Consider the following 17,295-nt stretch of genomic DNA (forward strand, 5'->3'; position numbering starts at 1 on the left):
TGCGGGGATTTTTTTTTTGAGGTCACGAACCATGGCAAGCAGCAACAGCCTATCCCCCCAGTTCCCTCCCCTGCCGGACAAGCTCCGGGATTTCCGCACCTTTCTCGTCCTGGTCTGGCGGCACCTCGGCCTGCCTGACCCCACCCCTGTCCAGCTCGACATCGCCCGCTGGCTCCAGTATGGCCCCCGCCGCAGCGTGACCGAAGCCTTCCGTGGCGTGGGCAAAAGCTGGATTACGGCGGCCTTCGTGGTCTGGAGCCTGCGCAGGGACCCGCAGTGCAAGTTCATGGTGCTCTCGGCCTCCAAGGACCGGGCCGACAACTTCACCTCGTTTTGCCTGCGGCTCATCAACGACATCCCCATCCTGCAATGCCTCATCCCCAGGGCAGAGCAGCGCTGCTCCAAGCTCTCCTTCGACGTGGCCCCGGCCAAGCCAGACCAGGCCCCCAGCGTCACCAGCAAGGGCATCTTCAGCCAGATTACCGGAGGCCGCGCCGACATCATCATCGCCGACGACATCGAGGTGCCCAACAACGCCTACACCCAGATGATGCGCGACAAGCTCTCCGAGGCCGTCAAGGAGTTTGACGCCATCCTCAAGCCCGGCGGGCGCATCATCTACCTGGGTACCCCGCAGACCGAGCAGAGCCTCTATAACGCCCTGCCCAACCGTGACTACAGCGTCCCGTCTGGCCCGCCAGGTTCCCTTCTGACGAGCAGTTGGTGAACCCACTTCATTGTGAAGACTCTGGAGGCCAATTCCGGCCTGTCTGGAGCCTCTGCCGTGTGGCCATAGGGACACAAAGGTAAAATTGACACAGGGAAAAAAGTATTGGAACATGAAACAGACAGGAGAGAAAAGAAAAGCATGTAGGAAAAATACAAAAGGACACTTGAGAAACTGGCAAACTATTCTGCTGGTTTCCTTTCAAATCTCGCTGTTGTGGGTGTTGGCTTGACAATTTTCCAAAAAGAAGACTTAACGGCATCTTTAAGCGCAGCGGTATGTTCTTTTGTTTTTGGAGCAATTGCAAACCTGTTCACCAAAGGAAAATAATATGACCGCTGTTTTCATCTTCATTTTTGTTGTTGGAATAATTGGTATCGCAGCGGGCTATCTTTCATCCCGCTAGCTAGATAACCAGTAAACACAAAACCATAAGCCCGTCTAGGTTTCATCCCAGGCGGGCTTTTCTGTTTTAAGGAGAAATGACATGCCTATCGCTTCCTCTGCTTCCGCTTCTAACTCTGAATATTAAATCTTTTGCATCTATGTTGATTCTCTGTCTGATTACAACATTGGTGTCCTGCATGGTGCCTGGATTGACTTTGACCGTCTTTCCAGCATTGACGACATACTGCCTGCCATTTTCGCCATGCTTGACGCTTCCCCTACTGCCAAGGAAAGCGGCCTGCCCGCCGAAGAATGGGCACTCCATGACTATGAGGGCTGGTGCGGTTTTAAAATAGACGTGCACGGGTACCCGCAGGACTCTGGCTTGCTTATGAAATCCTGTCGGAATTGCGTAACAACTACTCTCCCGCTTGCCATACATGGCTATTGAGATGGAAGACCAAGAACCACCATCCGCGCACGGTCCCCATCGTGGCCCGGATACGTCCCATCATCGAGCGCAGGATGCTGACCTGCGGCGGGACCGGGAGGCTGTTCCCCATGGGCAGCAACGATTGGTTGCGCCGTCCGTGGGGCATCCTCCGTTATCATATGGGAATGGATGATGACCCACAGTTCGTTCCCCATATGCTCCGCCACACATGCGCCACCCGCTTGTCACAGGCGGGGGTGTCCATGCCTATCATCAAAGAGTGGATGGGTCACACGAGCATAACGACCACAGCGCGTTACGCACACTTCTCGCCCTCTGATTTACGCCATGCAGCCACCCTTCTAGGGGATTAGGTTGCACTACGTGGAAGAATAGCATTGGAGAAGACTGTCAGACGAAGCCTGTGGTATGAGGTGTGGTACACCTTGTATAACAAGAGGCCCATTGGTTGCAGATGGTTGCTTACCCAGAGAGGTATAGCAGCCATGCTCCAATGGGCCTTGGTCTTGTATAAGGTGTTGATATAATTGTGCTGGTGCGAGAGACGGGACTTGAACCCGTATGGATAAACCGCTGGATTCTAAGTCCAGTGCGTCTACCAATTCCGCCACTCTCGCATGGTCAGGGCATGTGCGGGACGCCTGCCGAAGCCGGCGCTCCTACCTTCATGCCCGAAATACTCCGTCTTATTACACTACCGTAAAATGCCAGGCAAGGCAAGGCAGGTTTCCCTACCCGTCTGGACCGTCAGACTGACGCCGTGCCCCAGGCTGTCCAGCACCTCACGTTCCCCTGCTCGCCCGGACCGTCAGTCGCGCCCTGTCAGCGCAGCAGCAGATGCGCCCCGTCCGGCGCAAGCGGCAGCACCTCGCCCACACAGGCGGCCAGATCGCCGGCCTCCTCCAGCTGCCGGCATACCGTGGCCAGCTGTTCCGGCCATACGGCCAGCAGCAGGCCGCCGGAAGTCTGGGCATCAAACACCAGACTTTCCAGCGCCTCGTCCAGGGGACGGAGCTTGCGGGTGTCGCAGGCACAGTACTGCCGGTTCTGATGGCTGCCGGAAGGAATGAGACCCATGCGGGCATAGTCCACGGCATGCGGCAGCAGCGGGATACGCTCCACATCCAGGGCCACGCATACCCCCGAGGCCCGGGCCATTTCCAGCGCATGACCGCCCAGGCCAAAGCCCGTGACATCCGTGGCCGCCGTCAGGCGCTGGCTGGCAATGATCCGGCCGCCGGTGCGGTTGAGCCTGCCACACCACTGGCGCAGCAGGGCCTCGCTTTCCTCCCAGTCCTCCCAGTGCGCCTTGACGCCAGTGGACAGTACGCCCGTGCCCACGGGCTTGGTGAGCACCAGGCGTTGCCCCGGGGCCAGGCCGGAATTGACGGCAATATGTGCAGGATCAATGATGCCTGTTACCGCCAGACCGTACTTCAGCTCCTCGTCCTGCACCGTATGCCCGCCGGCCAGCACGGCGCCGGCTTCCACCAGCGTATCCAGTCCGCCCTGGAGCACGCCGGAAAGAATGCCTTCTGGATCCTCGCGCGCCAGCTCCGGCGGAAAACAACAAATATTCATGGCCGACCACGGCTCACCCCCCAGCGCATAGACGTCCGACAGGGCATTGGCGGCGGCAATGCGGCCAAAGGCATAGGCATCATTGACCACAGGTGCCAGCACATCCACGGTCTGCACAAGGGCCTTGCCCGCCGGCACGCTGAGCACCACGGCATCCTCGTTGCGGGCACGCCCTGCCAGCACGCGGCGTTCCAGATGCGGGGGAATTCCCGCGGCAACAGCGCTGATGATACGCTCCAGGGCCCCTGGAGCCACCTTGGCCGCTCAACCAGCGGCACGAGCCTTGCTCAGCAGTTCCATGTTCCCTCCTTGTGCAGCTGCCGGGAGCCGCGCCCGCGCCGGGCGCTGCAGTCCCAGGCACAAAAGATATGCCCGTGGGCCATAAAAAAGGGGAGGGACCGTGACGGCCCCTCCCGCATGATTTCCCTGTTCATGTGCGCAAGGCGCACACAACTAGGCTTCGGTCTTTTCGGCAGGCGCGGCAGCGTCGGCCTGACGGGAGAACTCGATGATGACCATGGGAGCATTGTCGCCCTTGCGGGGCAGGGCAAGCTTCATGATCCGGGTGTAGCCGCCGGGCACGCCAGCGAACAGGGGTCCGATTTCGTCAAACAGACGCTTCACCAGCGCGTGATCGCACAGCACGCGGTAGGCCTGACGACGGGCATGCAGGTCGTTACGCTTGGCAAGGGTAATGAGAGGTTCCACCACGCCGCGCAGTTCCTTGGCCTTCATTTCCGTGGTACGGATGCGGCCATGGATGAGGAGCGCCTTGGCGAGATTGTGGAGCAGGGCCTTGCGGTGCGACGGCGTGCGCGAAAGTTTTCTGCCGGAGTTGCTATGCCTCATTTTGCTGCTTCCTTTTCCATTCCTGGTATTTCTTTTCAAAATTGTCGACGCGCATGCCGAAATCAAGACCCATGTCCAGCAGCACGCTCTTGATTTCATCAAGAGACTTGCGGCCAAAGTTCTTGGTCTTGAGCATTTCGGCCTCGCTGCGCTGCACCAGCTCGCCCACAAGCGAGATGTTGGCGCTGCGCAGACAGTTGGTCGCGCGAACCGACAATTCGAGATCGTCAATGTTCTTGAACAGATGTTCGTTCAGCTCACCGTTGTCGCTGCTGCCGGAATGACTGTCGCCGGAAACGCGTTCATCAAAATTGATAAAGACCGAAATCTGGTCCTTGATGATCTTGGCGCTGTAGGCGATGGCATCTTCCGGGGTGACGGAGCCGTCGGTCCATACTTCAAGAATGAGGCGGTCGTAATTGGTCATCTGGCCAACACGGGCCTGTTCCACCGTGTACGCCACCTTGCGCACCGGCGAGAAGCTGGAATCCAGCTTGATCAGTCCGATTTCATCGGGCAGACCATCGTGCATATCGGCGGGCACGTAGCCCTTGCCCATACGCACTTCAAGCTCCATCTCGAACACAATGTCCTCGGTCAGAGTGGCAATGTGCTGTTCGGGATTCAGCACGGTGACGTGCTGATTTTCCACGATGTCGGCAGCGGTGACAGCACCCTTCTTATCCACGCGAAGGGTGAGACGCTGCGGCTCGTCGGTATCCATGCAGAGGCGAACCTGCTTGAGGTTCAGCACCACATCGGTCACGTCTTCCAGGACGCCGTGGATGGTGGTGAACTCGTGCTGCACGCCGCTCATTTTCACCGCCACGAAGGCCGCACCCTGGAGGGAGGCCAGCAAGACGCGGCGCATGGCATTGCCGATGGTGGTGCCATAACCGCGCTCCAGCGGTTCGCAAACGAACTTGCCATGCGTACTGCTGGCCGTATCATCATCACGCACAATCTGATCGGGCTTGACCAGCTCGTTCCAGTTGCGCGAATTGATAAGGCGTTCGCCCTGTCTGTTAAGCATGGCTCACCCGCCTTATTTCGAGTACAGTTCGACGATCAGCTGCTCGTTGACCGGGAACTGGATGTCGTCACGCTGCGGCAGGGCCTTGACGGTACCCTTGAACGCCGCACCGTCCGCTTCCAGCCAGGCCGGGCAACCACGACGGGCCAGCACTTCCTGAGCTTCGGCAATCACGGGAATCTTGCGGTTCTTTTCGGGAACTTCAACGGTATCGCCCACACGGACCTGCAGGGAGGGAATGTTCACCTTGCGGCCGTTGAGGGTGAAGATGCCGTGGCGGACCAGCTGACGGGCCTGGTTGCGCGAATTGGCAAAGCCCATGCGGTACACCACGTTGTCCAGACGACGCTCAAGGATGACCAGCAGGTTGGTGCCGGTCACGCCTTTCTGCATTTCGGCCTTCTCGAAGTAGCCACGGAACTGGCGCTCGAGAATGCCGTAGCTGCGGCGGGTCTTCTGCTTTTCACGCAGCTGCACCGCATATTCGCTCACCTTCTTGCGGGCACGGCCATGCTGGCCGGGAGCATAGGGGCGACGATCCTGGGCGCATTTGTCGGTAAAGCAACGGTCCCCCTTGAGGAAGAGCTTGCAGCCTTCACGACGGCAAATGCGACACTTGGCTTCAGTATATTTGGCCATTTATGAATCCTCTTGCTTGGGTAAATGCCACTTCCTGAAGGAGGGCACTAGACGCGGCGGCGCTTGGGCGGCCGGCAGCCGTTGTGCGGAATGGGCGTCACATCACGAATGAAAGCCACACGGAAGCCCACGGCGGCAATGGCGCGCATGGCGGCTTCACGACCGGAACCGGGACCCTTCACATAGATGCCCACGGTGCGCATGCCGTTGTCCTGCGCCTTGCGGGCAGCGGTTTCGGCAGCCACCTGAGCGGCAAAGGGCGTGGATTTACGCGAACCCTTGAAGCCGCTCTGGCCGGAAGAGGCCCAGCTCACGGCATTGCCACGGGTATCGGTAAAGGTAATGATGGTATTGTTGAACGAGGCCTGGATATGGGCAATGCCCACAGGCACGTTCTTCTTTTCTCTTTTCTTGACCGCTTTCTTGGGTCTGGCCATGACTACTATCCCTCAATCTCGCTAAGGAGCGGTAAAAGGCTACTTCTTCTTGCCCACAGCGCCACGACGGGGACCCTTGCGGGTACGGGCGTTGGTGTGGGTGCGCTGACCATGCACGGGCAGGCCGCGGCGATGACGAAGGCCACGGTAGCAGCCGATATCCATGAGGCGCTTGATATTGCTGGAAACTTCGCGACGAAGATCGCCTTCCACCTTGTAGTTCTGTTCGAGTTCCTTACGGATCTCGTTCACTTCATCAGCGGAAAGGTCGTCAATGCTGCGTTCCCAGTTGACCCCGGTGGTATCCAGAATCTTGAGGGCCGTGGTGCGGCCAATGCCATAAATATAGGTGAGCGCAATGTCCACCCGTTTGCCGCGAGGCAAATCAACACCTGCAATTCTCGCCACAGTACGTCTCCTGCCCTAGCCCTGGCGCTGCTTGTGCCGGGGGTTTTCGCAGATAACTCGAAGCACACCCTTGCGCCGGATCACCTTGCACTTGGGGCATATTTTCTTGACGGAAGGTCTGACTTTCATAATTCGTCTCCAGTTAGCGGCAAGGTCGAACCTTGCAAGCCCGAATTTTCGCGCCACAACAAGCGCCGGCAATCCGGGCCCTGTGGGCTGTTCACGCCCGCATCCGGGCAGGAACAGAAACCTTTATCCATCTTTCATAACTCTGTCAACTGCCTATCGTCCGCTTGTTCAGGCCGCGATCCGAGATGCTGAGGATGCGCGGTCCGTCATGCGTGATGGCGACGCTGTGCTCAAAATGGGCAGCCCACTTGCCGTCCCGTGTCACAGCTGTCCAGTCGTCATCCAGAATGTCCACTTCATAGGTTCCCATGGTCACCATGGGTTCAATGGCGATGACCATACCGTTCTGCAGGGTCAGGCCCCGCATGCCCGGATTGAAGTTGGGCACTTCCGGCTTTTCGTGCATGCGCGAGCCGACACCATGGCCGACAAAGCGCCGCACAACTCCGAAACCGGCCGCTTCCACATGAGCCTGCACCGCCCGGCCGATGGCAAAGACATCATTCCCGGCGCGGGCCTGTTCAATGCCCACGTACAGACTTTCCTCGGTGACCTGCATGAGCCGGCGGACTTCGTCGCTTACCTTGCCCACCGGAAAGGTGCGCGCGGCATCGCCCACGAAGCCCTCGAACACCACGCCCATATCCACGCTCACGATATCGCCTTCCTCAAGCAGCCGCGGGGAAGGAAAACCGTGAACAACCTGCTCATTGACGGAACAGCAGGTGGCATAGGGGTAGCCGCAATAACCGAGAAAGGCCGGTTTCACCTTGTAGTCCGCGCACATGTCGCGGGCTATCTCTTCAAAGCGCATCGTCGTCAGGCCAGGGGCGACTTCGTCGCCGATGGCATCGAGAATGTTGGCCACCATGCGATTGGCTTCGCGCAGGCGGGCAATTTCATGCTCGTTCTTGATGAATGCACCCTGATACTTTTTCATATGCCGTCAGATCCTTTCGGTCTTACATTCGGCCGCTCTTGCGGGCCTTGTTCATGAGACCCTGATACTGACTGGAAATCATGTGAGACTCAATCTGATTCATGAAGTCCATGGCCACGCCCACGAGGATGAGCAGGCTGGTGCCGCCGAAATAGAACGGCACATTGAACCAGCTGTACATGAGCATGGGCAGGACGGACACGATGGCAATGTAGACACCGCCGGACAGGGTCAGGCGGGAAAGCACCGTGTCAATATACTCCTGCGTTCTCTCCCCGGGACGAATGCCCGGAATGAAGCCGCCGTTCTTCTTCAGGTTTTCGGCCATGTCCTTGGGATCAAAGATGATGGCCGTGTAGAAGTAGCAGAAGAAGAAGATGAGGGCCACATAGAGAACGTTATACATCACGGAATGCGGGGCAAAGAAGTCTGCCGCGCGCTTCACGTATTCATTGGTGGCGAACTGCCCCACCGTTGCCGGGAAAAGCAGCAGCGACGAGGCGAAGATGGGCGGAATAACCCCGGCGGTATTGAGCCGCAGAGGCAGATGGGTATTCTGCCCGCCGTACATCTTGCGGCCGATCTGGCGCTTGGCATAGCTCACGGGGATGCGGCGCTGCGCCCGTTCAATGAAGACGATGGCAGTCAGCACCACGGCCATGAGCAGCACCACGCAGATGGCAATGAAGATGGACATGCTGCCCGAGCGGATAAGCTCGATGGACTGCATGATGCCGCGCGGAATCCCCACCACAATACCGCAGAAGATGATCAGCGAGATACCGTTGCCGATACCGCGCTCCGTGATCTGTTCACCAAACCACATGACCAGCATGGAGCCGGTGGTAAAGGTGATCATGGTCATCATGCGGAAGTTCCAGCCCGGATCAAGCACGATGGACGCGCCGGTGGGGCTGCTCATGGACTCGAGACCCACGGCAATGCCCAGCCCCTGCACCAGGGTGATGAGCACTGTCAGGTAACGGGTATACTGGGTGATCTTGCGGCGCCCCGCCTGCCCTTCTTCCTTGGCCATGCGCTTGATGTCCGGGCTGACCACCTGCAGCAGCTGCATGATGATGGACGCCGAGATATAGGGCATGACGCCGAGGGCAAAGACGGAAACGTTGGACAGCGCCCCCCCCGAGAACATGTCGAACATGCCGAAAAGCGTGCCCGCCATGCTGTCCACAAAGGCCTTGAGCGCTTCGGTGTTCACACCGGGCACCGGCACATGGACGCCGATGCGGTAGCAGCACAGAAGCAGGAACGTCCAACCGAGACGTTTGACGAGCGAACGCTGCCCGTCCATATTGTTCACGGTTCCAGATGCCATGCAATACTCTTTTCGTTATGCCCCTGGGGGCAGTATGCGCGCAATGCCTTGCCCTCCGACCAGGCGGAGGACAAGGCCGCAAAGACCGCGCAGCGCACGGTCATACGCTTCTTATTCCGCAGCAGGAGCCGCTTCCAGCTCACTCACTTCACCACCGGCATTGCGGATCTTTTCCGCGGCAGCCTGACTGAACTTGTGAGCTTCCACCTTGACGGCCCGGGCCACTTCGCCACGGGAAAGCACCTTCACCGGCGCACCCATGCGGGCAAGCCCGCGGGCGTAGATATCGTCAAGGCTGATTTCATTCTTGCCTTCAAAGGCTTCCAGCAGGCGGTCCAGATTAACCACATCATAGGTCACCTTGAACAGGAAGTTCTTGAAGCCGTGCTTGGGCAGACGACGCTGGAGAGGCATCTGGCCGCCCTCAAAGCCGGGACGCACACCGCCGCCGGCACGGGCATTCTGGCCCTTGTGGCCCTTGCCCGCCGTGCAGCCCAGACCGGAACCGGCACCGCGGCCCACGCGACGACGCGTTTTGCGCTCTTCCGGGAAGGGAAAGAGATTGTGCAGTTGCATGATCTATACTCCTCCGGCGACGCGGTTAGTCAACCACGGCCACCAGGTGCGAAACTTTGGCAATGATGCCCCGGATGGCCGGGGTGTCCTGGAACGTCTTGACCTTTTCGCGACGCTTGAGGCCAAGGGAGTCCAACAGCTTGCGCTGCGCGGGCGTGGAGCCGATGCGCGAGCGCACGAGTTTGACCTTGATTTCAGCCATGACTACTTCCTCGGGGCTTCCAGCTTCTTGCCACGCAGTTCGGACACTTCGTCCGCGCTGCGCAGGGAGATGAGGCCCTGCATGGTGGCACGCAGCACGTTATGGGGATTATTGGTGCCGATGGCCTTGGCCAGAACGTCACGCACGCCCACGGCTTCCATGATGGCACGCACAGCACCGCCGGCAATGATGCCGGTACCTTCGGAGGCCGGCTTGAGCATGACGCGACCGGCGCCGAAGCGACCCAGCACTTCATAGGGCAGGGTACCGTCCACCAGGGGAATCTGCACGCGGCTCTTGCGGGCACGCTCGGTGGCCTTGCGCAGGGCTTCGGGCACTTCCTGGGCCTTGCCCAGGCCAAAGCCCACGCCACCCTTGCCGTCACCGACGACCACCAGAGCGCTGAAGCTGAAACGGCGACCGCCCTTCACCACCTTGGCCACACGGTTCAGGGCAACGACCTTTTCGATCTCGCCCAGTTCGTTGATGGGGGTTTCGGTATTTTCACGCATATTAGAACTCCAGGCCGCCTTCGCGCGCGCCGTCAGCCACGGCTTTCACGCGGCCATGGTAAAGGTACCCATTGCGATCGAACACCACCTGGCTGATATTCTTTTCCTTGGCCAGACGGGCGATTTCCTTGCCCACCTTGTTCGCCCCATCCAGATTGCAGTGCACACCGGCTTCGGTCTTGGCAAGCTGCAGGGTGGAAGCGGACACCAGGGTGGCGCCTTCAAGATCGTTCACGATCTGCGCATAGATGTGCATGTTGGAACGATACACCACCAGACGCGGACGGTCGGCAGTGCCGTTCACCTTCTTGCGGATGCGGATCTTGCGGCGCTGACGAGATTCATTCTTGGAAAGTTTCATTTGCGCACCCTACCTGCTACTTCTTGCCGCCGGACTTGCCGACCTTGCGGCGAATGGTCTCGGTGGTGTACTTGATGCCCTTGCCCTTGTAGGGTTCAGGCTTGCGGAGACGACGGATACGGGCAGCGGTTTCGCCCACCAGTTCCTTGTCCACACCGCTGAGGGTCAGCACCTGGCCATCCACGCTGGCCTTGATGCCTTCGGGCAGTTCCATAATGACGGGGTGCGAAAAGCCCAGCGCCATTTCCACCATATTGCCCTTTACCGCCACACGGTAACCAACGCCGATGACTTCCAGGGACTTGGAAAAGCCCTTGGTCACGCCTTCAATGCAGTTGGCCAGCAGGGTACGGCGCAGGCCGTGCTGCGCGCGGCTCTGACGGCTTTCTTCCTGGCGGGTGATGACCACATGGCCATCGGTCAGTTCATACTTGAGCAGGCTGCACACCGGAGTGCTGATGGAACCCTTGGGTCCCTTCACTTCCACGACATCCGTGCCGATCTTGACGTCGACGCCGTTGGGCACGGCAATAGGCTGTTTTCCAATTCGAGACATGGTGCACCGCCTACCAGATTTCACACAGAAGTTCGCCGCCCACCTTCTTTTCGTGCGCGGTCATGCCGTCCAGCACGCCGCTGGACGTGGACAGAATGCAAATGCCGAGGCCGTTCTGCACCTTGGGGATGTTGTGGGCGCCCACGTACACGCGACGGCCGGGGGTGCTCACACGCTTCAGGCCGCTGATGGCGGCCTTGCCCTTCTGGTACTTCAGGGTGATGGTGATGTTCCGCTCATCCATGGCCACGTCTTCGACGTAACCTTCCCGCTTGAGGATGTCGGCAAGCGCCACTTTCATCTTCGAGCGCGGCACATTCACTTCCTTGTGCAGGGCCAAATGTGCGTTGCGGATACGGGTCAGCATATCCGCAATAGGATCTGTCATCATCGATAGCTCCTAACTACTGTTTGTCTTGGGGGTTACCGGCCCCATGCCGGCACTTCCCGCGATGAATCTGTCGTTCTTACACCGGCAGGCGATAAAAAGCAAGTCCCCTGCCGGCGCGCGGCTTCTCGCCCCCCTGCCCTGCCCGGCGCGGATACATCGGCACGGACCTGCCGGCACAACCGCCCGTCCGCGCCTCCGCCGGGGTACAGCGGACACGGCGGACACGGCACCTGCCCGGCCCAGGGGAGGAAAAGGCAGGCCCGGCGACGCCACCTGGGGCATCACCGGGCCTGAAGTTGTGCACTGGGCGGAATACGGGATTCCGCACAGGGAGTTTCTACGGCTTACCAGCTGGACTTGCGAACGCCGGGCAGCTCACCGCGCAGGGCCATGTTGCGGAAGCAGATACGGCAGATGCCGAACTGACGCATGAAGGCCCGGGGACGCCCGCAGATGGGGCAGCGGTTGTAAGCGCGCGAGCTGAACTTGGCCTTGCGGCTGGCTTTGACTTCAAGAGAGGTGCGCGACATGGCTTACTCCTACTTGCGGAAGGGCATGCCCAGCTGGTCCAGAAGGAACTTGCCTTCCTTGTCCGTGCTGGCAGTGGTGACGATGGTGATGTTCATGCCCTTGGGATTTTCCACACGGTCCACTTCCAGTTCGGGGAAGATGGTGTGTTCCTTGATACCCAGGGTGAAATTGCCGCGACCGTCAAAACCGCGATCCGGAATGCCACGGAAGTCACGCACGCGGGGCAGGGCAAAGTTCATCAGCTTGTCCAGGAAGTCCCACATGCGATCCTTGCGCAGGGTGACGCGAACGCCGATGGGCATGCCTTCGCGCACCTTGAAGGAAGCAATGGACTTCTTGGCGCGGGTCACCACGGCCTTCTGGCCGGCGATGGCGCTCAGTTCGGCCACGGCTTCTTCCATCAGCTTGTTGTTCTGGCTGGCGGCGCCCAGACCGATATTCAGAGAGACCTTCTGAATCCCGGGCAGTTGCATGGAGGAGCTGTAATTGAACTCCTTCTGCAGTACCGGAACCACCTTCTCCCGATAAATCTTTTCAAGGCGGGTCATCGTATCACCTTATTCCATGACTTCGTTGCACTCTTTGCAGAAGCGCACTTTCTTGGTTTTGCCCTCGGACTCAATGTACTTGTAGCCCACACGGGTAGGCTTGGCGCAGGCCGAGCAGACTACCATCACATTGGACACGTGGATGGGCATTTCCTTTTCCACGATGCCGCCGGGCTGCTGCGCATAGGGATTGGGGCGCATGTGGCGCTTGGCCACATTGACCTTTTCCACCAGCACACGATCCTTCTTGCGCAGGATCTTCAGCACCTTGCCAATCTTGCCCTTGTCCTTGCCGGTGATCACCATCACCTTGTCGTCCTTGCGGATGCGATACGTATTCATGAGCATCTCTCCTAAAGCACTTCGGGGGCAAGGGAAACGATCTTCATGAAGTTGGCGGCACGCAGCTCACGGGCCACAGGCCCGAAGATGCGGGTCCCCACGGGTTCGCCCTGGTTGGAGAGCAGCACCGCGGCATTGCCGTCAAACTTGATGTAGCTGCCATCCATGCGGCGCACTTCCTTGGCGGTACGCACGATGACGGCCTTCATCACATCACCCTTCTTGACCTTGCTGTGGGGCATGGCTTCCTTGACGGACACCACAATGATGTCGCCCACGGAAGCGTAACGACGGTGCGAACCGCCCAGCACCTTGATGCAGGCCACCTTTTTGGCGCCGGAATTGTCGGCCACCTGAAGCGTCGATTCTACCTGGATCATGGCGAGTACCCTTACACAGCCTTTTCAATGATGGAGACCAGGTGCCAGCGCTTGTTGCGCGACAGGGGACGGAACTCCACGATTTTTACCTTGTCGCCGATACCGCATTCGTTCATGGGATCATGAGCCGTGAACTTCTTGCGGCGCCTCACATACTTCTTGAGCAGGGGGTGCTTCACCAGCGTCTCAACGCGAACGACAATGGTCTTGTCGTTCTTGTCGCTGACCACGACGCCCGTCAGCATTCTGCCCTTGCGATCTTCCAGAGCTTGCATGGTTCAGGCCCTCTAGTCCTTTTCGTTCAGTACGGTGGAAATGCGAGCCACCAGACGACGGGTCGCCTTCAGTTCGGAGGTCTTTTCAAGCTGCGCGGTGGCATGCTTGAAACGAGCCGTCATCAGGGCCTCGCGCTGCTCGGCCAGCTTGGCGCGCAGTTCTTCGGCGCTGAGCTTGCGCAGGTCGGCAGCCTTGGGCATTTCGGCCTTGTTATCGGTCTTCTTGGCAGCCATTAGAGGCCCTCCCTCACCACAATGATGGTCTTCACGGGCAGCTTGTGGGCGGCACGGGTCAGAGCTTCACGAGCCAGATCCAGGCTGACGCCCTTGATTTCATAGAGCACGCGGCCGGGCTTCACCGGAGCGCACCAGCCCACCGGCGCACCCTTACCGGAACCCTGACGGGTTTCCAGGGGCTTGGCGGTGACCGGACGGTCGGGGAAGACGCGGATCCACACCTTACCGCCGCGCTTGATGTGACGCATCATGGCGATACGGGCGGCTTCGATCTGCTGGCTGGACAGCTGACCGTGCTGCACGGCCTTGAGGCCGATGTCACCAAAGGCAATGGTGGCGCCACGGGTGGCGAGGCCGCGCAGACGGCCCTTTTGCCATTTACGGAATTTAACTTTCTTGGGCGCGAGCATTACTGATCAACCTCTTTGTCAAGGATTTCACCCTTGTAGATCCACACCTTCACACCGATGATGCCGTAGGTGGTACGGGCTTCGGCAAAGCCGTAATCGATGTCGGCGCGCAGGGTCTGCAACGGCACGCGACCGTCGCGGTACCATTCGGTGCGGGCGATTTCCGCCCCCGCCAGACGGCCGGAGCAGGTCACCTTGATGCCTTCGCCGCCGAACTTGCGGGCCATGGTCACCGTGCGCTTCATGGCACGGCGGAAGGCCACACGGCGTTCCAGCTGCTGGGCGATGTTTTCGGCCACCAGCTGGGCCTCGATTTCGGGGCGGCGGATTTCGTTCACTTCCAGCGAGAATTCGCGGCCGAACTTCTGGCGCAGGTCATTGCGCAGCTTTTCGATTTCCACGCCCTTGCGGCCGATGACAATGCCGGGACGGGCCGTGGAAAGAATGAGGCGCACCTTGCCGCCGGCGCGTTCGATTTCGATCTTCGCCAGGCCCGCATGATAGAGGAGCTTCTTGACGAAAGAGCGAATCTTGCTGTCTTCGTACACAAAGGCAGGGTATTCCTTCTTGCTGAACCAGCGGGACTGCCAGTTCTTGTTGTACCCAAGCCGGAATCCAAACGGATGTACTTTCTGACCCATAGCCTATTCCTGCCCTTCTGCAAGTATGACGGTGACGTGACTGGTACGCTTGTGAATCTTGGTGGCGCGGCCCTGAGCGCGGGGCATGAAGCGCTTCCAGGTCGGTCCTTCGTTCACGATGACTTCCTTCACCACCATGGCGTCCACATTCACGCCACCCAGCTGGGAGGCGTTGGCCAGCGCGCTTTTCAGCACGTTGAGCAGCACACCCGCGGGCTTGTTGGGGGTAAAGCGCAGAATATTGAGCGCTTCTTCCACACCGCGGCCCTGCACGTTCTTGGCCACAAGACGGGTCTTGCGGGGCGACACGCGCTGGAACTTTGCAATAGCTTTCGATTCCATATCCCTACCCTACTTCTTGCCGGCCTTGGCCTTCTTGTCGGCAGCGTGACCATGGAAGGTGCGGGTGGGCGAAAATTCGCCCAGCTTGTGGCCCACCATGTTTTCGGTCACGAACACCGGCACAAACTTCTTGCCATTGTGCACCGCAAAGGTCAGTCCCACCATTTCGGGCAGGATGGTCGAGCGGCGCGACCAGGTCTTCACCACGCGGCGGTCATTGCTGGCCACGGCAGCGTCAACCTTCTTCATCAGATGGCCGTCAATGAACGGCCCTTTTTTCAGCGATCTGGGCATGTGCTACTCCTACTTCTGGCCGCGGCGCTTGATGATGAGGCGGCTGGAGGCCTTGTTGCGGTCGCGAGTCTTGAAGCCCTTGGCAGGCATACCCCAGGGCGACACAGGATGACGACCACCGGAACTGCGGCCTTCGCCACCACCCAGCGGGTGGTCGATGGGGTTCATGGCAACACCACGCACCTTGGGACGACGGCCCAGCCAGCGGTTGCGGCCGGCCTTGCCCAGGGAGATGTTTTCATGCTGGATGTTGCCCACCTGGCCCACGGTGGCCGTGCAGGAGGCAAGCACCTTGCGCACTTCGCCGGAGGGCAGGCGCAGCAGGGCATACTTGCCTTCCTTGGCGATGAGCTGGGCATAGGTGCCGGCGGCGCGGCAGAGCTGGCCGCCCTTGCCGGGATACAGTTCCACATTGTGGATGACCGTACCCACGGGAATGCGGGCCATCTGCATGGCATTGCCGGGCTTGATGTCGGCGCCTTCGCCGGCAACGATCACGTCACCCTGGTTGAGACCCACCGGCGCGATGATGTAGCGCTTTTCGCCGTCGGCATAATGCAGCAGGGCAATGCGGGCGGTACGGTTGGGGTCATATTCAATATGCGCAACCGTGGCCTGGATGCCCAGCTTGTTGCGCTTGAAGTCGATGATGCGGTACAGGCGCTTCACACCGCCGCCACGGCGACGGCTGGTCACGCGGCCGCGATTGTTACGACCGGCCTTCTTGGTCAGGCCGACAGTGAGCGACTTCTCGGAGGTCGACCGGGTGATTTCCTCGAAATCGGAAACCGTCTGGAAACGACGCCCGGCGGAGGTCGGTTTCAGCTTGCGGACAGCCATGGTTACACTCCCTCGAAGAACTCGATTTTATCGCCCTGACGCAGGGTCACATAGGCCTTCTTGTAGCCGGGCGTACGACCCACCACGCGGCCCTGGCGCTCACGGTTGCCCGGAGCCTTGCGCACCACGTTGACGGATTCCACTTTCACATTGAACGCCTTTTCCACGGCCTGCTTGATTTCCAGCTTGTTAGCGCCGGGATGAACGTAAAAAGCCACCTGACCGGACACGTCCTTGAGCAGGGTGGTCTTTTCGGTCAGCAGGGGCTTGATAAGAACCTGAGTGTATTCCATGACTACGCCCCTTTCTTCTCGAAGCGGGCCTGCACCGGGCTGACGGCGCCTTCCAGCAGCACCAGCTGCTTGTGACGCAGCACTTCCAGAACGCTGAGGCGATCCGGAGTGGTCAGGGTGAGACCGGGGATGTTGCGGGCCGAACGGCTCAGCGTTTCGTCGGCCTCGGGGGTCACGATGAGCGCCTTGGTCAGGCCCAGGGTGTCAGCCACCTTGGCAAAATGCTTGGTCTTGGCTTCGGGCAGCTCGATGCCCTTGACCACCAGCAGGCTTTCATTGGCCAGACGGCTGGAAAGCGCCATCTTCAGCGCCAGGGCGCGCACCTTGCTGTTGACCTTGAAGCTGTAGTCGCGGGGCTGGGGGCCAAACACAATGGCACCGCCGCGCCACACGGGCGAACGATTGGAACCGGAACGCGCACGACCGGTGCCCTTCTGCTTCCAGGGCTTGTTGCCGCCGCCGGACACAAAGGCGCGGGTCTTGGCCATGTGGGTGCCGGCGCGCTTGGCAGCCATCTGGGCACGGACCACGAGATTGAGAATCTCGGGGCGGGCCTCCACTTCAAACACTTCGGGAGCCAGCGTCACTTCGCCGGCTTCCACCTTGTTCTGGTCATAGACTTTAATGGTAGCCATGCTGCTTCT

The 17,295-nt window shown here is 59.7% G+C and carries 31 protein-coding genes and 1 tRNA gene; 3 read left to right on the plus strand and 29 right to left on the minus strand.

Annotation, left to right across the window (positions count from 1 at the left end):
- Window positions 1–31 precede the first annotated feature (31 nt).
- The 3 genes from terL (at window position 32) to Q0J57_RS10145 (ending at window position 1,921) form a co-directional block, all read left to right on the plus strand.
- Entirely contained in the window at window positions 32–727 is a 696-nt protein-coding gene (gene terL, locus Q0J57_RS01215; protein WP_297216007.1) for a phage terminase large subunit, read from the plus strand.
- 541 nt (window positions 728–1,268) lie between these two features.
- Window positions 1,269–1,565 carry an antirestriction protein ArdA gene (locus Q0J57_RS10140; RefSeq protein ID WP_363315449.1) on the plus strand — a complete coding sequence of 99 codons (297 nt, stop codon included), beginning with the start codon at window positions 1,269–1,271 and terminating at the stop codon, window positions 1,563–1,565.
- Window positions 1,562–1,921: a tyrosine-type recombinase/integrase gene (locus Q0J57_RS10145; protein WP_363315450.1), complete on the plus strand. Its 360-nt coding sequence runs from the start codon at window positions 1,562–1,564 to the stop codon at window positions 1,919–1,921. The genes Q0J57_RS10140 and Q0J57_RS10145 overlap by 4 nt, the downstream gene beginning before the upstream one ends.
- 180 nt (window positions 1,922–2,101) lie before the next feature.
- Here the strand turns inward: Q0J57_RS10145 and Q0J57_RS01220 are convergent.
- The 29 genes from Q0J57_RS01220 to rplD all read right to left on the minus strand — a co-directional run bounded on the left by Q0J57_RS01220 (window position 2,102) and on the right by rplD (window position 17,286).
- Window positions 2,102–2,185 (minus strand) — tRNA-Leu (locus Q0J57_RS01220).
- Window positions 2,186–2,390: 205 nt separating this feature from the next.
- Complete coding sequence (gene selD, locus Q0J57_RS01225; protein ID WP_297216009.1) at window positions 2,391–3,449, minus strand: selenide, water dikinase SelD; 1,059 nt, start codon at window positions 3,447–3,449, stop codon at window positions 2,391–2,393.
- Between the two features lie 153 nt (window positions 3,450–3,602).
- Complete coding sequence (gene rplQ, locus Q0J57_RS01230) at window positions 3,603–3,998, minus strand: 50S ribosomal protein L17 (RefSeq protein WP_297216013.1); 396 nt, start codon at window positions 3,996–3,998, stop codon at window positions 3,603–3,605.
- Window positions 3,988–5,031, minus strand: a complete 1,044-nt coding sequence (locus Q0J57_RS01235) for a DNA-directed RNA polymerase subunit alpha (RefSeq protein ID WP_297216016.1) — start codon at window positions 5,029–5,031, stop codon at window positions 3,988–3,990. The genes rplQ and Q0J57_RS01235 overlap by 11 nt, the downstream gene beginning before the upstream one ends.
- A 12-nt stretch (window positions 5,032–5,043) precedes the next feature.
- The gene (rpsD, locus tag Q0J57_RS01240; protein ID WP_297216020.1) at window positions 5,044–5,670 is read right to left on the minus strand and encodes a 30S ribosomal protein S4; all 627 of its coding nucleotides are present in this window, start codon (window positions 5,668–5,670) and stop codon (window positions 5,044–5,046) included.
- Between the two features lie 47 nt (window positions 5,671–5,717).
- Entirely contained in the window at window positions 5,718–6,107 is a 390-nt protein-coding gene (gene rpsK / locus Q0J57_RS01245) for a 30S ribosomal protein S11 (RefSeq protein ID WP_297216025.1), read from the minus strand.
- A 39-nt stretch (window positions 6,108–6,146) separates the two neighbouring features.
- Entirely contained in the window at window positions 6,147–6,515 is a 369-nt protein-coding gene (gene rpsM / locus Q0J57_RS01250; protein ID WP_297216028.1) for a 30S ribosomal protein S13, read from the minus strand.
- A 15-nt stretch (window positions 6,516–6,530) separates the two neighbouring features.
- Window positions 6,531–6,644 (minus strand): 50S ribosomal protein L36, encoded by a 114-nt coding sequence (gene rpmJ, locus Q0J57_RS01255; RefSeq protein ID WP_005027799.1) that lies wholly within the window; start codon window positions 6,642–6,644, stop codon window positions 6,531–6,533.
- Between the two features lie 145 nt (window positions 6,645–6,789).
- A complete protein-coding gene (gene map, locus Q0J57_RS01260; RefSeq protein ID WP_297216031.1) occupies window positions 6,790–7,584 on the minus strand; it encodes a type I methionyl aminopeptidase in 795 nt (264 codons plus the stop codon).
- 22 nt (window positions 7,585–7,606) lie between these two features.
- A complete protein-coding gene (secY, locus tag Q0J57_RS01265) occupies window positions 7,607–8,920 on the minus strand; it encodes a preprotein translocase subunit SecY (protein ID WP_297216034.1) in 1,314 nt (437 codons plus the stop codon).
- Window positions 8,921–9,031: 111 nt separating this feature from the next.
- Window positions 9,032–9,496, minus strand: coding sequence for a 50S ribosomal protein L15 (gene rplO, locus Q0J57_RS01270; protein WP_297216037.1), 465 nt, complete (start codon window positions 9,494–9,496; stop codon window positions 9,032–9,034).
- A 25-nt stretch (window positions 9,497–9,521) separates the two neighbouring features.
- Window positions 9,522–9,698: a 50S ribosomal protein L30 gene (gene rpmD, locus Q0J57_RS01275; RefSeq protein ID WP_297216040.1), complete on the minus strand. Its 177-nt coding sequence runs from the start codon at window positions 9,696–9,698 to the stop codon at window positions 9,522–9,524.
- A gap of 2 nt (window positions 9,699–9,700) precedes the next feature.
- Window positions 9,701–10,210: a 30S ribosomal protein S5 gene (rpsE, locus tag Q0J57_RS01280; protein WP_297216043.1), complete on the minus strand. Its 510-nt coding sequence runs from the start codon at window positions 10,208–10,210 to the stop codon at window positions 9,701–9,703.
- Window position 10,211: 1 nt separating this feature from the next.
- Window positions 10,212–10,571: a 50S ribosomal protein L18 gene (gene rplR / locus Q0J57_RS01285; protein ID WP_297216046.1), complete on the minus strand. Its 360-nt coding sequence runs from the start codon at window positions 10,569–10,571 to the stop codon at window positions 10,212–10,214.
- A gap of 16 nt (window positions 10,572–10,587) precedes the next feature.
- Entirely contained in the window at window positions 10,588–11,127 is a 540-nt protein-coding gene (rplF, locus tag Q0J57_RS01290; RefSeq protein WP_297216048.1) for a 50S ribosomal protein L6, read from the minus strand.
- Between the two features lie 10 nt (window positions 11,128–11,137).
- On the minus strand, window positions 11,138–11,518 hold the full coding sequence (rpsH, locus tag Q0J57_RS01295; protein ID WP_297216051.1) for a 30S ribosomal protein S8: 381 nt from the start codon (window positions 11,516–11,518) through the stop codon (window positions 11,138–11,140).
- Between the two features lie 344 nt (window positions 11,519–11,862).
- On the minus strand, window positions 11,863–12,048 hold the full coding sequence (locus Q0J57_RS01300; RefSeq protein WP_297216054.1) for a type Z 30S ribosomal protein S14: 186 nt from the start codon (window positions 12,046–12,048) through the stop codon (window positions 11,863–11,865).
- Window positions 12,049–12,057: 9 nt separating this feature from the next.
- The gene (gene rplE, locus Q0J57_RS01305; protein ID WP_297216056.1) at window positions 12,058–12,597 is read right to left on the minus strand and encodes a 50S ribosomal protein L5; all 540 of its coding nucleotides are present in this window, start codon (window positions 12,595–12,597) and stop codon (window positions 12,058–12,060) included.
- Window positions 12,598–12,606: 9 nt separating this feature from the next.
- On the minus strand, window positions 12,607–12,939 hold the full coding sequence (rplX, locus tag Q0J57_RS01310; RefSeq protein WP_297216059.1) for a 50S ribosomal protein L24: 333 nt from the start codon (window positions 12,937–12,939) through the stop codon (window positions 12,607–12,609).
- An 11-nt stretch (window positions 12,940–12,950) separates the two neighbouring features.
- Window positions 12,951–13,319 carry a 50S ribosomal protein L14 gene (gene rplN / locus Q0J57_RS01315; RefSeq protein ID WP_297216062.1) on the minus strand — a complete coding sequence of 123 codons (369 nt, stop codon included), beginning with the start codon at window positions 13,317–13,319 and terminating at the stop codon, window positions 12,951–12,953.
- An 11-nt stretch (window positions 13,320–13,330) separates the two neighbouring features.
- Complete coding sequence (gene rpsQ, locus Q0J57_RS01320) at window positions 13,331–13,594, minus strand: 30S ribosomal protein S17 (protein WP_297216065.1); 264 nt, start codon at window positions 13,592–13,594, stop codon at window positions 13,331–13,333.
- A 12-nt stretch (window positions 13,595–13,606) separates the two neighbouring features.
- Window positions 13,607–13,795: a 50S ribosomal protein L29 gene (gene rpmC, locus Q0J57_RS01325; protein ID WP_297216785.1), complete on the minus strand. Its 189-nt coding sequence runs from the start codon at window positions 13,793–13,795 to the stop codon at window positions 13,607–13,609.
- A gap of 32 nt (window positions 13,796–13,827) precedes the next feature.
- On the minus strand, window positions 13,828–14,241 hold the full coding sequence (gene rplP / locus Q0J57_RS01330; RefSeq protein WP_297216069.1) for a 50S ribosomal protein L16: 414 nt from the start codon (window positions 14,239–14,241) through the stop codon (window positions 13,828–13,830).
- Window positions 14,241–14,882 carry a 30S ribosomal protein S3 gene (gene rpsC, locus Q0J57_RS01335; RefSeq protein ID WP_297216072.1) on the minus strand — a complete coding sequence of 214 codons (642 nt, stop codon included), beginning with the start codon at window positions 14,880–14,882 and terminating at the stop codon, window positions 14,241–14,243. The genes rplP and rpsC overlap by 1 nt, the downstream gene beginning before the upstream one ends.
- Before the next feature lie 3 nt (window positions 14,883–14,885).
- On the minus strand, window positions 14,886–15,224 hold the full coding sequence (rplV, locus tag Q0J57_RS01340; protein ID WP_296304682.1) for a 50S ribosomal protein L22: 339 nt from the start codon (window positions 15,222–15,224) through the stop codon (window positions 14,886–14,888).
- A 9-nt stretch (window positions 15,225–15,233) separates the two neighbouring features.
- Window positions 15,234–15,518, minus strand: a complete 285-nt coding sequence (gene rpsS, locus Q0J57_RS01345) for a 30S ribosomal protein S19 (RefSeq protein ID WP_297216077.1) — start codon at window positions 15,516–15,518, stop codon at window positions 15,234–15,236.
- Window positions 15,519–15,527: 9 nt separating this feature from the next.
- Window positions 15,528–16,358, minus strand: coding sequence for a 50S ribosomal protein L2 (gene rplB, locus Q0J57_RS01350; RefSeq protein WP_297216080.1), 831 nt, complete (start codon window positions 16,356–16,358; stop codon window positions 15,528–15,530).
- A gap of 2 nt (window positions 16,359–16,360) precedes the next feature.
- Complete coding sequence (rplW, locus tag Q0J57_RS01355) at window positions 16,361–16,651, minus strand: 50S ribosomal protein L23 (RefSeq protein ID WP_297216083.1); 291 nt, start codon at window positions 16,649–16,651, stop codon at window positions 16,361–16,363.
- Window positions 16,652–16,653: 2 nt separating this feature from the next.
- Entirely contained in the window at window positions 16,654–17,286 is a 633-nt protein-coding gene (gene rplD / locus Q0J57_RS01360; protein WP_297216085.1) for a 50S ribosomal protein L4, read from the minus strand.
- Window positions 17,287–17,295 lie beyond the last annotated feature (9 nt).

The sequence above is a fragment of the uncultured Desulfovibrio sp. genome (assembly GCF_944324505.1).
GTDB lineage: Bacteria > Desulfobacterota > Desulfovibrionia > Desulfovibrionales > Desulfovibrionaceae > Desulfovibrio.

Coding starts and splice junctions, on each gene's coding strand:
- rpsE (WP_297216043.1), bottom strand. CDS start 10,210: ATGCGTGAAAATACCGAAACCCCCATCAACGAACTGGGCGAGATCGAA.
- rplE (WP_297216056.1), bottom strand. CDS start 12,597: ATGACCCGCCTTGAAAAGATTTATCGGGAGAAGGTGGTTCCGGTACTG.
- rplF (WP_297216048.1), bottom strand. CDS start 11,127: ATGTCTCGAATTGGAAAACAGCCTATTGCCGTGCCCAACGGCGTCGAC.
- secY (WP_297216034.1), bottom strand. CDS start 8,920: ATGGCATCTGGAACCGTGAACAATATGGACGGGCAGCGTTCGCTCGTC.
- rpsD (WP_297216020.1), bottom strand. CDS start 5,670: ATGGCCAAATATACTGAAGCCAAGTGTCGCATTTGCCGTCGTGAAGGC.
- rpmJ (WP_005027799.1), bottom strand. CDS start 6,644: ATGAAAGTCAGACCTTCCGTCAAGAAAATATGCCCCAAGTGCAAGGTG.
- terL (WP_297216007.1), top strand. CDS start 32: ATGGCAAGCAGCAACAGCCTATCCCCCCAGTTCCCTCCCCTGCCGGAC.
- rplO (WP_297216037.1), bottom strand. CDS start 9,496: ATGCAACTGCACAATCTCTTTCCCTTCCCGGAAGAGCGCAAAACGCGT.
- rpmC (WP_297216785.1), bottom strand. CDS start 13,795: ATGCCCAAGGCTGCCGACCTGCGCAAGCTCAGCGCCGAAGAACTGCGC.
- rplW (WP_297216083.1), bottom strand. CDS start 16,651: ATGGAATACACTCAGGTTCTTATCAAGCCCCTGCTGACCGAAAAGACC.
- rplP (WP_297216069.1), bottom strand. CDS start 14,241: ATGCTCGCGCCCAAGAAAGTTAAATTCCGTAAATGGCAAAAGGGCCGT.
- rplV (WP_296304682.1), bottom strand. CDS start 15,224: ATGGAATCGAAAGCTATTGCAAAGTTCCAGCGCGTGTCGCCCCGCAAG.
- map (WP_297216031.1), bottom strand. CDS start 7,584: ATGAAAAAGTATCAGGGTGCATTCATCAAGAACGAGCATGAAATTGCC.
- rplD (WP_297216085.1), bottom strand. CDS start 17,286: ATGGCTACCATTAAAGTCTATGACCAGAACAAGGTGGAAGCCGGCGAA.
- rplX (WP_297216059.1), bottom strand. CDS start 12,939: ATGAATACGTATCGCATCCGCAAGGACGACAAGGTGATGGTGATCACC.
- rpsH (WP_297216051.1), bottom strand. CDS start 11,518: ATGATGACAGATCCTATTGCGGATATGCTGACCCGTATCCGCAACGCA.
- rpsS (WP_297216077.1), bottom strand. CDS start 15,518: ATGCCCAGATCGCTGAAAAAAGGGCCGTTCATTGACGGCCATCTGATG.
- rpsK (WP_297216025.1), bottom strand. CDS start 6,107: ATGGCCAGACCCAAGAAAGCGGTCAAGAAAAGAGAAAAGAAGAACGTG.
- Q0J57_RS01235 (WP_297216016.1), bottom strand. CDS start 5,031: ATGCTTAACAGACAGGGCGAACGCCTTATCAATTCGCGCAACTGGAAC.
- rplQ (WP_297216013.1), bottom strand. CDS start 3,998: ATGAGGCATAGCAACTCCGGCAGAAAACTTTCGCGCACGCCGTCGCAC.
- rplB (WP_297216080.1), bottom strand. CDS start 16,358: ATGGCTGTCCGCAAGCTGAAACCGACCTCCGCCGGGCGTCGTTTCCAG.
- rplR (WP_297216046.1), bottom strand. CDS start 10,571: ATGAAACTTTCCAAGAATGAATCTCGTCAGCGCCGCAAGATCCGCATC.
- rpmD (WP_297216040.1), bottom strand. CDS start 9,698: ATGGCTGAAATCAAGGTCAAACTCGTGCGCTCGCGCATCGGCTCCACG.
- rpsQ (WP_297216065.1), bottom strand. CDS start 13,594: ATGCAAGCTCTGGAAGATCGCAAGGGCAGAATGCTGACGGGCGTCGTG.
- Q0J57_RS01300 (WP_297216054.1), bottom strand. CDS start 12,048: ATGTCGCGCACCTCTCTTGAAGTCAAAGCCAGCCGCAAGGCCAAGTTC.
- rpsC (WP_297216072.1), bottom strand. CDS start 14,882: ATGGGTCAGAAAGTACATCCGTTTGGATTCCGGCTTGGGTACAACAAG.
- rplN (WP_297216062.1), bottom strand. CDS start 13,319: ATGATCCAGGTAGAATCGACGCTTCAGGTGGCCGACAATTCCGGCGCC.